Source organism: Celeribacter baekdonensis B30 (assembly GCF_000299875.1).
GTDB lineage: Bacteria > Pseudomonadota > Alphaproteobacteria > Rhodobacterales > Rhodobacteraceae > Celeribacter > Celeribacter baekdonensis_A.
The window spans coordinates 26,753-41,862 of the sequence record NZ_AMRK01000004.1 but is presented as its reverse complement, the minus strand read 5'-3'; the positions used below and the strand labels follow the sequence as shown (position 1 = coordinate 41,862).

The 15,110-nt window shown below is 55.7% G+C and carries 14 protein-coding genes; 3 read left to right on the top strand and 11 right to left on the bottom strand.

Annotated elements, in window-relative coordinates; genetic code table 11:
- Positions 1-7 precede the first annotated feature (7 nt).
- The 8 genes from B30_RS08310 to B30_RS08275 all read right to left on the bottom strand — a co-directional run bounded on the left by B30_RS08310 (position 8) and on the right by B30_RS08275 (position 7,578).
- Positions 8-886 (bottom strand): polysaccharide deacetylase family protein, encoded by an 879-nt coding sequence (locus B30_RS08310; protein WP_009571600.1) that lies wholly within the window; start codon positions 884-886, stop codon positions 8-10.
- A gap of 23 nt (positions 887-909) precedes the next feature.
- Entirely contained in the window at positions 910-1,977 is a 1,068-nt protein-coding gene (locus B30_RS08305) for an ABC transporter ATP-binding protein (RefSeq protein ID WP_009571599.1), read from the bottom strand.
- Between the two features lie 73 nt (positions 1,978-2,050).
- The gene (locus B30_RS08300; protein WP_009571598.1) at positions 2,051-3,271 is read right to left on the bottom strand and encodes an ABC transporter substrate-binding protein; all 1,221 of its coding nucleotides are present in this window, start codon (positions 3,269-3,271) and stop codon (positions 2,051-2,053) included.
- Between the two features lie 79 nt (positions 3,272-3,350).
- Entirely contained in the window at positions 3,351-4,103 is a 753-nt protein-coding gene (locus tag B30_RS08295) for an SDR family NAD(P)-dependent oxidoreductase (protein ID WP_009571597.1), read from the bottom strand.
- Positions 4,104-4,127: 24 nt separating this feature from the next.
- Positions 4,128-4,859, bottom strand: a complete 732-nt coding sequence (locus tag B30_RS08290; RefSeq protein WP_040402093.1) for an SDR family NAD(P)-dependent oxidoreductase — start codon at positions 4,857-4,859, stop codon at positions 4,128-4,130.
- Complete coding sequence (locus B30_RS08285) at positions 4,856-5,698, bottom strand: ABC transporter permease (protein WP_009571595.1); 843 nt, start codon at positions 5,696-5,698, stop codon at positions 4,856-4,858. The genes B30_RS08290 and B30_RS08285 overlap by 4 nt, the downstream gene beginning before the upstream one ends.
- 3 nt (positions 5,699-5,701) lie before the next feature.
- On the bottom strand, positions 5,702-6,613 hold the full coding sequence (locus tag B30_RS08280) for an ABC transporter permease (protein ID WP_009571594.1): 912 nt from the start codon (positions 6,611-6,613) through the stop codon (positions 5,702-5,704).
- The gene (locus B30_RS08275) at positions 6,613-7,578 is read right to left on the bottom strand and encodes an ABC transporter ATP-binding protein (protein ID WP_269771044.1); all 966 of its coding nucleotides are present in this window, start codon (positions 7,576-7,578) and stop codon (positions 6,613-6,615) included. Before B30_RS08275 ends, B30_RS08280 begins: the two co-directional genes overlap by 1 nt.
- A gap of 335 nt (positions 7,579-7,913) precedes the next feature.
- Here B30_RS08275 and B30_RS08270 point away from each other — a divergent pair, with 335 nt between their 5' ends.
- Positions 7,914-8,918, top strand: coding sequence for a GntR family transcriptional regulator (locus B30_RS08270; RefSeq protein ID WP_009571592.1), 1,005 nt, complete (start codon positions 7,914-7,916; stop codon positions 8,916-8,918).
- A gap of 115 nt (positions 8,919-9,033) precedes the next feature.
- Here B30_RS08270 and B30_RS08265 read toward each other — a convergent pair whose 3' ends face one another.
- From B30_RS08265 to B30_RS08255, 3 genes are all read right to left on the bottom strand, one after another.
- Positions 9,034-9,837, bottom strand: a complete 804-nt coding sequence (locus B30_RS08265) for a helix-turn-helix domain-containing protein (RefSeq protein WP_009571591.1) — start codon at positions 9,835-9,837, stop codon at positions 9,034-9,036.
- A 10-nt stretch (positions 9,838-9,847) separates the two neighbouring features.
- The gene (locus tag B30_RS08260) at positions 9,848-10,693 is read right to left on the bottom strand and encodes a helix-turn-helix domain-containing protein (RefSeq protein ID WP_009571590.1); all 846 of its coding nucleotides are present in this window, start codon (positions 10,691-10,693) and stop codon (positions 9,848-9,850) included.
- A gap of 460 nt (positions 10,694-11,153) precedes the next feature.
- Positions 11,154-12,422 (bottom strand): hypothetical protein, encoded by a 1,269-nt coding sequence (locus tag B30_RS08255; protein WP_009571589.1) that lies wholly within the window; start codon positions 12,420-12,422, stop codon positions 11,154-11,156.
- Positions 12,423-13,103: 681 nt separating this feature from the next.
- On the opposite strand from B30_RS08255, the gene B30_RS08250 reads away from it, so the two are divergent.
- Both B30_RS08250 and B30_RS22140 read left to right on the top strand, forming a co-directional pair.
- Positions 13,104-14,225 carry a Hint domain-containing protein gene (locus tag B30_RS08250; RefSeq protein ID WP_232616908.1) on the top strand — a complete coding sequence of 374 codons (1,122 nt, stop codon included), beginning with the start codon at positions 13,104-13,106 and terminating at the stop codon, positions 14,223-14,225.
- 334 nt (positions 14,226-14,559) lie between these two features.
- Complete coding sequence (locus B30_RS22140) at positions 14,560-15,048, top strand: hypothetical protein (RefSeq protein WP_157789800.1); 489 nt, start codon at positions 14,560-14,562, stop codon at positions 15,046-15,048.
- Positions 15,049-15,110 lie beyond the last annotated feature (62 nt).

Here is a 15,110-nt window from a genome sequence, read left to right as displayed (position 1 = left end):
GCGAGGTTTAGCCGCGCGGGAACTTTTGGTCGTAGTTGTCGGCCATTTCATCCATGGTGACGAATTTCACGCCCTCATGCGAGGCCATATGTTTGAACAAACGTTCCAGCATCAGCAACACTTGCGGACGGCCAGAGACATCCGGGTGAATGGTGATCGGGAAAACGGCGTAATCCATGTTCTCATAGACCCAATCGAACTGGTCCTGCCACATCTGTTCGATGTCGCGGGGATTCACGAAACCGTGGGAGTTCGGGGATTTCTTGATGAACATCATCGGCGGCAGGTCGTCGAGATACCAGTTGGCAGGAATTTCGATCAGATCGGTTTCCTCACCGCGCACCAGCGGCTTCATCCAGTCCTCGGGCGTGCCGGCGTAGTCGATCTTGGTCCATGTGTCGCCCACACGCACGCGGTACGGCTCAAAATCCTTATGCATCAAAGAGTGATCGTACTTGATACCCTTTTTGAGCAGAAGCTCGTTGGACACGGCAGAGAATTCCCACCACGGCGCAACGTAGCCGGTCGGACGCTTGCCCGAAAGTTCGGTGATCAGGTCGATACACTTGTCGAGCACCGCCTCTTCCTGTTCAGGCGTCATGGCGATCGGGTTTTCGTGGCTATAGCCGTGGATACCGATCTCGTGACCGCGCTTTGCGACTTCTTTCATCTGTTCGGGAAAGGTCTCTGCGGAGTGGCCAGGAATGAACCAGGTGGTTTTGATCCCGAACTTGTCGAACAGATCGAGAAGACGCATAGAGCCGACTTCGCCTGCGAACAGACCGCGGGAAATGTCATCGGGGCTGTCTTCGCCACCATAGGACCCGAGCCAGCCGGCCACGGCGTCAACATCAATCCCGAAACCGACGAGAATTTCTTTTGCCATTGGATTTGTCTCCTGTTGGGGGGTTAAGTGTGAATAAGAGTGACAGAGGCCGGATCGACCCCAAGGGTGATCGGTGCGCCCAGTTCAAGCGCGCGCACCTCGGGACGATCCGCGCTCACTTCGACGGCAATCTCACGGTCCTCTGAAAGACGCACTTTGAGATGACCGACGGCGCCGACCAACTTGCGCTCGGCCAGGCGGCCTTCGAACCGGATTTCGCCCGGCGTGTTCTGTGGCGTGATGCGAAAGGCCTCGGCAGGCACGACAGCAAGGCTTTCATTGCCAAGCCCGACACCTTCGATCAGACCGAAGGGTGTCTCAATCCGGCCAAACCCTTTGTCCGCCGCCCCTTTCGGTATGCCCTCGAATACCGTGTTCGAGCCAATGAACTCCGCGACAAAGGGCGTTCTCGGCCTGCGATACAAGTCGCGCGGCGGGGAGATCTGTTCCACCACCCCGTTGGACATGACCACGACGCGGTCCGAGAGACCAAGAGCCTCGGATTGCGCATGGGTCACAAAAATAAAGGTGATGCCCAGTTCGCGCTGTAAAAGTTTCAATTCGTTCTGGATGATCCGTCGTAGGTTTGCGTCCAGCGCTCCGAGCGGTTCGTCGAGCAAAAGTATTTCCGGCTCAACGACCAGACCACGCGCCAGCGCGATCCTCTGACGCTGCCCCCCCGATAGTTTATCCGCCTTGCGATCTGCGAAACGTTCGAGATCGAACATATCGAGGATGCGATCCACCTTGCGGTCACGTTCCGTTTTTGGGGCGCCTTTGACATCAAGCCCGAAAGCGACGTTCTCGCGCACCGACATATGCGGGAACAACGCATAGTTCTGAAAAATCATAGAAGTTGGGCGTTTCTCAGGCGGGACATCTGTCACATTCTGTCCCATCATCAAGACGTCGCCATTGGTGATGTGCTCAAACCCTGCGATCATCCGTAACGTCGTGGATTTGCCGCACCCGCTTGGTCCAAGAAAGGCCACGAATTCGCCCTTCTCCACTTTCAGGTCGAAATCGGAAACAGCAACGGTGCCGTCAGGATAGGTTTTACCAACGGAAATAAGTTCGAGGTCGTGGACCATGGCACTCAACTTTCGGTTTTAAGCATTGGAAATGGGCGGGCGTCCGAAGAGCCATCAGACGCCCACTGTCACATCAGGCGTTCAGGAACTCGTCCCAACGCATGATCAGGTGATCGTACTCATCCGGCCACTGGTGCCAGTAGGCGACGTTGGACGCGCGCTCCTCAAGAGAGCCGCCATCGCGCAGATCGCCCGGATTGATGCCACGCTCGGCTTCGCCTTTCCACGGCTGGCCCTCATACCAGAAGGCGTATTTATCAGGGTCCATCGCGTCTTTGATGTTGGTGGACGGCGAATAGTAGCCCTGTTCCGTCACGGCGATGCCCGGCTCCCCCGACAACCAGAAGTTCGCATAGGCGATGACCGCCTCGCGGTTCGGCGTCCCCTTGAGCATTGACGGACCGATGGCCCAGCCGCGATACCCTTCTTTTGGTGTCGCGTATTTGGCGGGCTTGCCCTGTGCCTTCACCGCCATGACGGCGGGCTGCCACGCGTCACAGACGACCATTTCCCCCGAAGCCATAAGGTTCACCAACTCACCGAAATCGCCCCAAAGCGCACGGAACTGACCAGCTTTCTTCTTGGCGATAAGAAATTTGGCGGCTTCGTCGATTTCGGATTTCGTCGGGTTGCCGGGGTTTTTCGCCTCAAGCAAACCGAGCGAATTCATTGCGAGGACGGCCTGACCGATGGCGATGAGCGGGTCAACGTTCAGGCCCGACTTCCCTTGCCATTTTTCATCGAACAGCGCGGTCCAGGTGTTGGCCTCCTCGGCGCTCAACACGTCGGGATTATAACCGATGGAATCGTAGTTGTAGACCGCTGGCACCATGTAGAGCTGTGTCTGCGCCTCGTCCGCCCAAATCTGGCCGGAGATCTGCTCCTGCGGCTGCCATTTCGGATCGGTTTTGGTAAAGGTGTCGCGGATCGACGCCCAGTTCGGAAGCTCCGCGGCCGGAATGGTTTCCACATTGTCGGTCGCGATCAGCGCCGGAAGACGCTCGCCGATGATTTCCCAGCAATCGTAATCCGAGGAGCCGGACAGGATTTTGGTCTGGGCATCCGGAAATGTGGACGGCGTGCCAGAGGTCGCTCCGACGCCAGTCTGGGCCTTGAACATTTCAAGAATGCGATCCTGAACGGTCGTGGACAGACCGGTGGTGCGCAATTCCAGATCGGAGAGGTTCGCGGCATAAGCCATGCGCGACCAAGGGTGCAAACCGGAACCGAGGGCGGCAGCCCCCGCAGCGGCACCGTATTTCAGAAAGGTACGGCGGTTGGATTTCAAAGTCATAGTGTCTTTCCCTGTTGCTGGCGTATTGACGTTGATCGAAAGAAAACGAGGCGTTATTCGCCTCTTATCATTGGCGACTTCAGTAGCGGCCGGGGGTGAGGCCCCCATCCACCGTCACGACCTGACCGGTGAGGTAGGACGCGTCAGAAGACGCAAGAAACTTGATGACATTGGCGATTTCAGCGGGTTCACCCAGTCGCTTCATCGGGATGTAAGGCGAGGCAATCTCGGCAGCATCCGGCCCGAGGCTATGCCCCGGATTGAGAAGCTGCGCGGTGCGGATGTAACCCGGAGCGACGCCGTTGACGCGTATGCCCTTCTGGGCATATTCCACCGCCAGACCGCGGATCATACCGATCACACCGGATTTCGCGGTCGAGTAATGCACATGCTCGTCCCAACCGTAATTCGTGCCCATGATGGAAGAGAGGCAAATGACTGACGCGCCCTCTTTCATCGCGGGCAAAGCCGGACGGATCACCCGCAACATGCCATAGAGATTGATGTCGAGGGTCTCATGCCAGGTCTCGTCGGTCATCTCCGACATCGGAACCCGCAGGGCGATGCCCGCATTGGCAACGATCACGTCGATCCCGCCAAAACGGCCGTTGAGATCACCGACCAAGGCATCCGCCGCCTCGGTAGAACGCACATTCAATGGGTGGAACTCTGCACTGCCACCGGCATCCTCGATCTCTGCGACGACGGCTTTGCCTTTGTCTTCGAGCACATCGGTCACAACGACATGATCGCCTTGGGCGGCAAAGGCCAGAGCGGTGGCACGGCCAATGCCGATGCCTGCGCCGGTGATGAGAACAATACGTTTATCCATTTGATTCATATCCGTTTGAAGAGGTCAGAGCATGACGTCGCCGGAGTTCGGCCCGAGCGTTTGTCCAACGAAAAGCGCCGCATCATCGGAGACAAGGAAAGAGACAACACCGCCCACTTCGGCCGGACTGCCAAAGCGTCCCAAAGGCAATTCGGCGCGCTTGGCGGTTTTCCAGTCTTCAGACAAAGCCTCGACCAGCGGTGTATTGATCGGCCCCGGTGCGACGGCATTGACGCGCACGCCCTTGGCGGACACCTCACGGGCGAGAGATTTGGTCATCCCAATCACAGCGGCCTTGGCCCCTGCATAATGGGTCAGTTCAACACCGCCGATCTGGCCAAGCTGCGAGGCGATATTGACGATATGCCCCTGCCCTTTCGCGAGCATCGCGGGCAGGCAGGCACGGGTGCAAAGGTAGTTGCCACGAACATGCACGGCGAAGATTTTGTCGAACATCTCGGGCGTGATCTCGGTGAAAGGTGCTTGGTGACCGAAGCCCGCGTTGTTGACCAAAATCTCCGGCGCGCCGAAATCTTCGGTGATTGTGGCGACCATTGCGTTCACCTCAGCTTCGTCACTGACATCGGCGGCATAGGCTCCGGCAACACCCCCGGCGGCATGGATTTGTGCGACGGTTGTTTTGGCGACCTCAAGCGAAAGATCATTGACGGCGACGGTATGCCCGTCGGCGGCGAGACGTTGGGCGATGGCGGCCCCGATGCCGGAGCCTGCTCCGGTGACAAGCGCAATCATCATGCGTCCTCCTGGCCTTTGTAGCGCGAGGCTTTGGACGTAAACCGCTTCATCAACAGGCCGTAGATGACCAAAAGCGTGAAGCTGAAGAGCGTGGTGAGAACACCGAAGGCAAAGAGGTTGGGATAGATTTCCACCGAAAAGGTGCCATAGATCGCCAGCGGCAGGGTCAGGTCACGGCCAGCCGTGAACAGCGTTCGCGCAAATTCGTCATAGCTGAGCGTGAAAGAGAACAGCATGGCGGAAAGCACCCCCGGAAAAATGATCGGGAACGTCACACGGCGGAACGTCTGGGCCGGGCTGACACCGAGCGAGAGGGAGGCTTCTTCGACCGTCCGGTCAAACCGATTGAAAATGGCGAGCATGACAAGGAAAGCAAAGGGATAGGTGTAGACGACGTGCAGGACGAAAGACGTCCCCCACCAGGCCCGTCCGAGATCGAGCGTATTGGACAAAAGCGCCATCCCGAGACCGACCAGAACCCCCGGCACCATCATCCCGAGGATGATGAGGTAAAAGGCAGGACCGGAGCCTTTGAATTTTGTGCGAAAGGCTTCGGCGCTCATAACACCAAGAACCGTGGAGACCACCGTGGTCATAAAGGCCAGGACAATAGAGCGGATCAGGCTCTCGCCCACTGGAAGTTGGGACACGCGAGAGGTCTCGGCCAGCCCCAAAAGGTGCTCATACCAGTAGATCGACCAGTCGCGGATCGGAAATTGTGGACCGCCGTCGATGCTTTGAAAGGAGAGGATCGCGAGGACGATCATCGGCCCGTAGAGAAACAGCAAAAAGCATGCCGTATAAAGAGCGAGGGTCGGACGAAGGATACGAGATTCCATGGCTCACATTTCCTTGCGCAGATCGACGAGACGCAAAGCGAGCGCGATCACGGCGGTGATGATGATGGTGAGCACGACACCTGCGACGGCAGCGAAGGCCCATTTGAGCGAGCCGACCTGGCTCACGATGATGTTTCCGAGTAGGTTGACTTTGCGGCCCGAAAGCGATGCGGCGGTCGCGAACTCACCGAGCACCATGACGGAGACAAAGATCGCACCGACAATGACCCCCGGCAGTGACAGCGGAAGAATGATCCGGCGGAAAATGGTTCCGAAGGAGGCGCCGAGATCGCGCGCGGCTTCGATCACGGAGATGTCGATCCGCCCCAGCATGAAGGTGATCGGTCCAACCATGAACACGCAGTAAATCTGGGTCATGCCGACAAGCACGGAAAACTCGGAAAACAAAAGAAAAGTCAGAGGTTCAGAGATGATCCCGAGTTTCATCAGGATCACGTTGATCGCCCCTTCGGTTCCCAACATCGGACGCCACGCGATCACCCGGATCAGGAAAGAGGTCCAGAACGGGATCACACAGGCCACGAGGAGAGCCGTTTGCAGCGTCTTGTTACGCACGAAAAGCCCGATGAAAAGCGCCACCGGATAGCCGACCACAACGGTCGATATCAAGACGATGAGCCAGATGCGCAGTGTGGTCCAGATCGCACTGAGATAGGTCGCAGAACTCAGGAAGTGCTTCCAGCTTGCAGTGGTCAGGGTCGAATTCACCGAGAATGTCGTCTGGGTCCAGAAGGACACATAGATCACCATGGCCATCGGCAGGACCATGAAGAAAAACATCCACAACAGGCCCGGAGTCAAAAGGCTGATCGCGCGGCGGCGATCCTTTTTCTCGCGTAATTCGGCGGGGGAATGGGGGGTGGCGAAGTGAGTGTCGGTGGACAGGGCTGACATCAGGCGGCTCCGTGAAATTGGCGCAAGGCTTGCGGGGCAAAATGAATATCGTAGCGCTGACCTTCGACCAGATCGGGCAAGCGGGGCTGGCTCAGGTGATCAATGACCTGCAAAAGCGTGCCGTCATCCGCGCGAAAAAAGGACAGCGCGGTCGGCCCGTTGAATTCTCCAGTGAGATATTTCGCGCCCAAAGCGGGACGCCCTTGCGGCGCGGCGCCTTCCGCGCTCACATCCATCTGGTCAAATCGCACAGCGATTGTGCCCGAAGAGACATCACCGCGACACAGCCCGGCCTCAAAGATGTTCCATGCATTGAGGTGCCGCGCTGCCTCGGCATTCCCAGGTTGATTGAAAAGCATATCTGGGGCGTCGGACTGCATAATGCGTCCGTCTGCAAGGACGGCCACCTTGTCGCCCATGGTGAGAGCTTCTGTTTCGGAGCCGGTCACATGCAGGAAGCTTACGCCGAGACGTTCCCGGATTGCTTTCAACTCGTCGCACATCCGTGCTCGCAAGTTGGCGTCAAGCGCCCCAAGCGGTTCGTCAAGCAGAACAATCCGCGGTTCACACACCAGCGTTCGGGCGAGCGCAACGCGCTGACGCTGCCCGCCTGAAATCGCACTGACCGCCCGGTGACCAAAGCCCGACAGCCCGACAAGCGCCATCATGTCTTCGGTCCGGTCTTTGATTTCGGCCTCTTTGGTCAACGGCGCATGGGCGCGATAACGCAACCCGAACGCCACGTTTTCGGCCACGGTCAGATGTGGAAAAAGAGCGAAGTTCTGGAACACAAACCCAATGTCGCGCAGATGAGAGGGCTGGCCGTCGATCCGGTCGCCATCAATGGAAATCTCTCCCTGATCGGGTTCCTCGAACCCCGCAATCAGGCGCAAGAGAGTCGTCTTTCCCGAACCGGACGCGCCAAGGAGCGACATATATGTGTTTTCCGGGACGACAAAATCCACGCCGCTCAAGGCGACAGTTTCGCCGTATCTGCGGCTTACTCGGCTTAGCGTCAGCACTGATTTTCCCCTGTTTCGATATTTTTGATTTTGTTGATACAAACATCGATTCTTGCGTCCCGTAAAGTAAATAAACGATTTTTGTATTCTAAAAATCGTTTTAATGAACTTCCATAAATGCGGTAAAACGCATTATTATTGTACTTTTAAAGACTTAAGTCGCATTTGCTTAAATTCATGGCACCCAATTATTTTTGATCTTTGCACACAAAAATAATTTGCTTTCATCACTTCCTCCCACCTCTTATTGTCAGGGAAAGAAACCAGACGAGGCAGAAATGGCCATTTCAGAAGACCCCGCGCCCACCACTGAAGACAACGACAAGCGGGCACCTCTTTTCGAGGTTGCCGCTGAATTCATTCGCCACAACATCGCGCTCGACCACCTCTGCCCCGGCCTGGTTTTGCAAGAAAGCGCTCTGGCCGAGCGACTAGACATGTCGCGTGCCACAGTCAAAAGAGCGCTTGAAATCATCGAAGCCGAAGGGGCAATCCAAAGGTTCTCCGGGCGTGGTTTTCTGGTGGCTGGCAGAGACCTCACGCCAAAACGCGTGGACCTGCGCCAGATCGAACTGGATCACAGCACCCTGTCCGAAAGCGTTGGAAAGCCCAGCTGGCTCCGGATTTACGATGACGTCGCCTATCATGTGACACGGTGTCCTGTGTTTGGACGTTACCGTATTTTCGAAGCGCAGATGGCGGAGGAGTATAACGTCTCCCGCACAATCATCCGCGACGTTCTCGGACGCCTTCAGGAGCGCGGCCTAGTCCAAAAGAACCGCACATCCCGCTGGGTCGTAGAGCCTCTTACATCAAAGAAAATAAAGGACAAATTTGAACTACGAAGCATCCTTGAAGTGGCCGCACTCAAATCAGCGACGCTTCCGACCGAAAAACTTCGATCCCTTGCAGAAGAAATCCGCACATTCTCGACACAGTCGACGCTGACGCCGGCTCAGTGGTTTTCTCTTGACCAGCGCTTTTTTGAAATGGTTATTCTAACGACGTCAAACGCGGATCTTTCCGCATTTGCTTCAAGCAACCGCATCGAATTGGAGGCCTGCCAGTCGGCGCTCTTTGCCCTGGGTCTGCCGCCGGACACGCAATCGAGTCTGGAGCTCGGACAAGTGATTGAACTCTCCCTTTCGGGCTCCATAACCGCCGCCGCAAGCATGCTCGCGATGCATCTCGAAAAGGCGCGCGACCGCACCATTGCACAGCTCAAAATCACCGCCATCATCCCTCCCCCCCTCGACTTCCCCCCCTACCTCCAATTCACCTGAATCGGTCCCCACGGCAACCGGCGGCGTAAATCGGCCAGTGGCGGGTCCGGGCACCACGGCGCGTCCTTTCCCTTCCAAAGAAAGGACCGCACCCTCAAAACGTGGGATCAAAGCGCTAGCGCTGAACAGAATTGAGAAGTTCCAATATGTCCGGTGCGACGTTCCCGCTGTCGCGAAAAAAAACACCGCAAGCGCGTATGTCATCTTTTCGGATACGATCCGCGTTGAGACGCTGAAAGACAATGGGTGTTGAATATATCGGACGGTTTCGGGCGTTGTTCGTCGTCATGAGCAAACCGGTCAGGTAATCGGCCTGCGGAAAAGAGCTGGGATAGAGTGCAATGGATTGAATGCGCGCATTGGGCTGTCCTACGTTTTGAGCATCCAGTATGTATATTCTCTCACCAAGATAAAGCGCGATCCCATTGATTTTGATCGGTCTGCGGGGTTTGTTTTCTGCGCCATACGGACTGGCGAACATGATCGTTTTGACGGCAGTAAAATCGCCATGTCGTTGAATGACTGTATAGGCCCGCCCGATCTTGTTCGGATGTGTGAGCAAGTTGATGTAGGCGTGATAGAAACCACAAATCTCGTCCATGTCCCCATGGGTCCGGTGCATATGGTACAAAATATCCTGAACAGTCCCTTCAAGCTGAGGCGGCAAACCTTCAACTTTTGCCGGAGGGCTCCACCGCTTTTTAAAATCGCGCGGTGGCAGGAACATATCGTCCGGTTCGACCCCGAAATACGAGGCGATGGTTCGAAGAGTGGCAAGTGAAGGGGTGCTTGTCCCGCTCAGATATTTCGTCAACTGTTGGCGATTGATGCCAAGTTTGCCCGCGGCCTGAACGACGCTTGGGAAATACCCGACGACATGCTGCAAATTTTGCGCGAACGTGTGATTGTCTTTAGGCATAGTAATGATCTTATTCCATTATATGAACGACAGGAGAGGCCCTATCATTCCCGCACAAGCGATGGGCGATTTCGGAGTGACGCAGAAGAGCGTCAAAAGATAACAAACCACAGTTCAGAAGATCGCTCCGTCTGATACGGTCCACAGGCAGGCGCTCCAACGCCACGCTTGCCGAAAAGATCGGGCGGCGCCCAAATGCAAAGCTGCCAAGAAGAAACCCGCTGAGATATTGCACCCCTTTCATGTAAGTGGGGTAGAAGATCGTAAAATTCGGCGAGGCTTTTTGATTTCGTACAGTTGGTAGTTCGATACACTGAATCCGGTCCCCATTGAAGGAGAGGAGATGCTGGCTGCGACGGATATGAGCTATTTTCCACGGCTCACCGGCATTCGAGAACCGTTCGATGAAGCGTGCAAAGGTAAGCCCGTCTTTCTGGTAGATCATGGCATAGGAACGCAGCACCTGATTGCCGGTAGAGGGGAGCGCGTAGTAGCGAAAGTAAAGACCGCAATAGGGCCGTAACGCCTGGCTGCTGGAGATCGCCTGATCGGTCAGCTCAGAGGTCAGAGACTGTTGTATGCTGACTTGTTCAAGTTCACGGAATTTGTGCATTTTGCGCGCGAAGTCCGGAGGCGGCAGCGTAAGATCTTCGATCGCAACATCAAAGGCCTCGGCCACTCGGCGCATTGTCCGCAAAGACGGTTGGCTGCTTCCGTTCAAATATTTATTCAACTGCTGACGGTTGATACCGATGTCTCGGGATGCCGTTGCAATGGAAGGCATCAGGCTCACGAGATAGCGAATATTTTCCGTCAGATGTGCATTCTGGTCCTGCACCTTCTGCTTTTCCTCCATTTGCCCCCCCTTTTATTCATCTTTTGTTTCGTATTCTGATTTTCCGTTCACCAGCGGCCGACCCGCCCTGATGTCGTGCAAGCGACGTCTGAACACACAAGATAAAGACTACAGGAATGTCCAACAGTTCGCTCCAGAGCATCAGTTTTCAATATGAAAATACTTCAAACGCTACTGGTTCGGTTTTGGAGCGACATATTTTGATGGTTTTCCGCGAAGATAGCGCATGGTTTTCTTGCCACAAGGGAATAATTGCACCCGCGTTGCGAGAGCCATTTCTATGCGGAAAAGGTTATATTCAAAGCGGCTGTGACGGCCCTTATGGCGGGCACGCCACCCCCATTCTCTCCTTACTGTTGCGGAAATATGAGGTAGGCCATCCTCCAAGACACATCCATTGGTGTGACCGCAGACATAACATGCGGGGTTTGCCGGAGGCATTTTGACACAACGAGTCCTCTCAAACGCTGGAATGCGGCGGCGATACCTTTGAGATTTTCAGACGCGCTGCGAGGGCCATGATGAGAAGACTCGACAGGCAAATGAAACCGCCGGTCGTCCCCATGGCGACAGCTCCCTTCACTTCCCCCAAACCCGCCAGGGCAGGCAGAGCGAAAAGCGACAGCATGGCAATCATCGGATAGGCAAGTGCGGCGTCAGGATGGGCATCACTTTTTTGCTCAGGATCGACCATACGCAAGAGCACAAGCCCGCTGACATAGACGCCCGTGCCGGTTCCGTACATCAACAACGCCCGCTCCAGCCAAGAGGACGAATTAAACACTTTTGCAGACACCGCCAGAACAAGAAACATCGTTCCGATGAGGCCTGCGGTGGCGATGATCAGAACCGGCTTGAGCATCGGCCCCACCTGTTCGTACGGCAAGGCGGTGATCGCCGCGATCACTGCAATATCTGAGCAATATGCGGTTACGTTGTGGGAACTGTCACGGTCGACATGACGCCCGACAGCCGTGTTGCGCAGGCCCTTCCAAAGCAGCCATGCACAGAGCAAAGCATAAATCCATGGCGGCACCACACTAAGCCCGGCAATGCCGAGCCGCATACATGTGATCTGGAAGCCCAATCCAAGAAGAGAGGCGAGGAGGATCAGAAACCCGGTGGCGAGCAGGCGCACCCCTTGTGTTTTGCGCCGCTGTGGCATGGATATTCCGTCTTGTTCCATTTTGATGGGGTGAGTTCGGGTCTGGCCGTCCCGGCCTGAACGTCGAAAAATTTTTATAAGGATGAGGCCTGTTACGATGCTCATCACGAGGCCGTAAGTGGCATAGGTAATCGCCAAGGCCTGTGCGAGCGTCCATTCGCTATGCCCCATATCGTGCAGAACCCTGCCAAGCACACCTGAGGTTGCATGACCGCCAAAGAAGCCGGCCGTCATTTCAAGACCAAGGCTGCCATAGGCAGGCAGGTCTTTGTAAAAGAGGCGCAAAACCTCGGCAAGGTAACCGCCGATCATGACTTGCAGCCCGAAAACGGCAATGCCGATGAGCAACATCATCATAACGTTGCGTTTTATACTGCGTGTGGCGGCCGAGGGGCGGTTCCCGAGCGGAATACCGGCCAGCAGCGGGACAAGCATCAGCCCGGGCAACAGCATGAAGTACCCCACTGCGGATTGCAACAAGGACCAGTCCGGAAAAAAATGCTCGGCAAAAAGCCGTATTCCAAGGCCCAGTGCGCCGGCCAAAACCGCCGGGGGAACGGCCATGGTCCAACCGGCCGGACCAACCCGGAGTATCAAGCGCGATAAGACAAGCAAAAGGTTTATGAAGAGTGCGAGCGTCAGTAGCGTTACCAACTTGTCCTCCAAATGTCGTCGTTTGGTGAAGTTTTCCCGAAAAGAGGCGTCTCTCGCGTCAGTCGTTCTTGCCTGTGTTTAGATTCTTGCGCTCGTAAGGGGGAATTAGAGTGCGAAATCCCCCCTAAATCGACGCTTTATACCGCCTGCCGATGCAAAAAACGACCGAAAACAGCGTTGAATCGCAAAGGCATTCGCTCTCAGGCGTCACTCACTGTTGGTCACTAGAGAAATTCCGCCCCCCCTAGGCTTGTGCTCCTCTGTTCGAAACACGTTGATCGATTCCCAAGGAAATTTTCCCTGATGCTTGGAATTTCGCAGTTATTTGGACCTGGCTCAAGTGTCGCGTGTTTGGCAGGCGGCGGCGTGCACGGCGAACTCGGGTGTGAAAGCCAAGCACGGCTGCGGAAGTCAATTTTGACCGGGGCGTCTCGCATGGGGGGAAGGCACGTCACAGCACTTTAGGAAATGCAGAAGCCATAGCGCACTCCACGGGCGCTAAAGGGTGGCTTGAGAAGGGTTAGAGGCGACACGAGGCAGTATCTTACAACACCTTAAGTCTTTTTCTTAGGGCAATTCAGGAGATATGGAATGGCAACTCTTGATATGTGGGCGTGGTATGGGCAAGGCCTCATACCTCAAAACGGCGCGGCTGATCTCGATGGAAGTTTAAACGGAGTAGAATTCACTGCTGGCGTGGATTTCGATTACTACAATTACGGCGACCTTCAGATGGTGGACGCTGACGGAAATGATGTGATCAGGGATGCCGACGTGGACGACGGCACCGTGCATGGCGGGGATGGTATCATCACTCCTGACGGGGTTCAGCGTCAACTGAATGAAGTCGCCCTCTATGAAAATACAGTTATTACCTATCTTGATTTCAACGGAACGGAACAGACCTGGACGATGACCCTTACGGTCTGGCAGTTGGGAAATGGGGATGCGGTCCTTCGGATCAATGAGAGTATCAACGCTCAATGGCCAGCTGATTTCTATCCCGGAAATATCACCAGCATCACAGTGGGAACATGGGACGGTGTTGAATATGGTTCGGGTTCCGTATCGGCAAATGACGACCAAGCTGTCGTGGTCTGCTTCACCTCCGGCACGCAGTTCAAAACACTATACGGGGAGGTTATGATCGAAGATATCCAAGTCGGCGACATGATCCTGACGCTGGACCACGGGTATCAACCGGTCCGCTGGATCGGATCTCGGACGCTCTCGGCAACGGAACTTGGCACCAGCCCGAACCTGCGTCCGATCAGCATCCGCGCAGGGGCTTTGGGGTACGCTCTGCCGGAACAGGATCTCATCGTCTCACCGCAGCACCGTGTTCTGGTCCGCTCGCAGGTGGCCGAACGAATGTTCGGCACCAAAGAAGTCCTCGTGGCTGCAAAACATCTTGTGGCCCTCGATGGCATCGAGGTGGCAGCAAACATGACGGAAGTGACCTATTGGCACTTCCTTTTTGACCAACATCAGATCGTCTTTTCGAATGGGGCTGCCACCGAGAGCCTGTTCACGGGGGCCGAAGCCTTGAAAGCGGTGAGCCCGGAGGCGCGCGAGGAGATTTTCACAATATTTCCGGGCCTGCGCGCCGATCCTGAGGCAGGCACCGCAGCTGTACGTCTTTTGGTGCCTGGGCGTCGGGCGCGCAAATTGGCCGAGCGCATTAAGTGCAACGGCAAACTTCTGGTGGCTTAAAGGACGGATATGTTCGGCCTTAACCCTTGTGTGTAAATGGTTTTTTGGTTTCCCCCCTCTCTTCATGCCCTTGCGAGAGAGGGGGTACAGGCCGGGATCGGCAGGCTTTCCGCCATATTCCCCCAATATGACGCGGTTACTGGCAGCACTGCTTGGTCCCGGTCTGTATTTATATGTCGTGTGGTGTGAGCCGTGTCCGTAGATGCAGGCCCTCACCTAACCCGGAGCTTGGGACCCTCCCTCTGCGTTCCGGTTCTTCGTTCAAGTCCTCGGGCAAGGACATCCGCTTCGAAACAAGGTTCATCGTGTGACGTTTTAACAATCAGGAGCAAAAATGGGACATACAAACACAAACTGGACGCTGCGAAAGCGCCCGTCACAAGAACACATCCCCAAAATGATACGCAAGATATGGCTGGCCCGCGAGTGTTTCGACGAGTCCAAGGCGGGCGTGCAAGAGCACTCCGAACAGCATGTGGCCTTCTGTGGTAAAGAGGTGTGCGTCCTCCATGGGCGGGAGCCTCTTCGTATCCGTTTGCACCCAAGCCTGCCTGCGATCGAAGGAGAAATGCGGGCCATCAACCTGATCCGCCGGGTGTGGTTCGACGTGCCCTTTGAAGTGCCGCCTTCGGTATCGCTTCACCTCCCGGTGCACGTGCCCGGATGCAGGTTGAAAGCAACTGACATCACTGGCGATGGATTCGATATTTCTGCTGAAGTGTCACGTTGTCACGATGTCGAAGAGATCGTGGTCACATGGAAATCCGTCGGCTTTTCTATAGCCATCCCGGATGCGGAGATCGTCGATGCCCGAACCTCTTAGTGGCGCCAGACTGCAGCCGGTTTGCGAAGGAAGTGGCGCAAAAGCGCTTCGTAAATTGCGAT

What these genes read in the sequence shown, in the direction of transcription:
- B30_RS08255 (WP_009571589.1), bottom strand. Translation starts at nt 12,422, where the DNA reads ATGGCCGTTCCCCCGGCGGTTTTGGCCGGCGCACTGGGCCTTGGAATA.
- B30_RS08290 (WP_040402093.1), bottom strand. Translation starts at nt 4,859, where the DNA reads ATGATGATTGCGCTTGTCACCGGAGCAGGCTCCGGCATCGGGGCCGCC.
- B30_RS08280 (WP_009571594.1), bottom strand. Translation starts at nt 6,613, where the DNA reads ATGTCAGCCCTGTCCACCGACACTCACTTCGCCACCCCCCATTCCCCC.
- B30_RS08250 (WP_232616908.1), top strand. Translation starts at nt 13,104, where the DNA reads ATGGCAACTCTTGATATGTGGGCGTGGTATGGGCAAGGCCTCATACCT.
- B30_RS08265 (WP_009571591.1), bottom strand. Translation starts at nt 9,837, where the DNA reads ATGCCTAAAGACAATCACACGTTCGCGCAAAATTTGCAGCATGTCGTC.
- B30_RS08295 (WP_009571597.1), bottom strand. Translation starts at nt 4,103, where the DNA reads ATGGATAAACGTATTGTTCTCATCACCGGCGCAGGCATCGGCATTGGC.
- B30_RS08285 (WP_009571595.1), bottom strand. Translation starts at nt 5,698, where the DNA reads ATGGAATCTCGTATCCTTCGTCCGACCCTCGCTCTTTATACGGCATGC.
- B30_RS08260 (WP_009571590.1), bottom strand. Translation starts at nt 10,693, where the DNA reads ATGGAGGAAAAGCAGAAGGTGCAGGACCAGAATGCACATCTGACGGAA.
- B30_RS08270 (WP_009571592.1), top strand. Translation starts at nt 7,914, where the DNA reads ATGGCCATTTCAGAAGACCCCGCGCCCACCACTGAAGACAACGACAAG.
- B30_RS08305 (WP_009571599.1), bottom strand. Translation starts at nt 1,977, where the DNA reads ATGGTCCACGACCTCGAACTTATTTCCGTTGGTAAAACCTATCCTGAC.
- B30_RS08300 (WP_009571598.1), bottom strand. Translation starts at nt 3,271, where the DNA reads ATGACTTTGAAATCCAACCGCCGTACCTTTCTGAAATACGGTGCCGCT.
- B30_RS08310 (WP_009571600.1), bottom strand. Translation starts at nt 886, where the DNA reads ATGGCAAAAGAAATTCTCGTCGGTTTCGGGATTGATGTTGACGCCGTG.
- B30_RS22140 (WP_157789800.1), top strand. Translation starts at nt 14,560, where the DNA reads ATGGGACATACAAACACAAACTGGACGCTGCGAAAGCGCCCGTCACAA.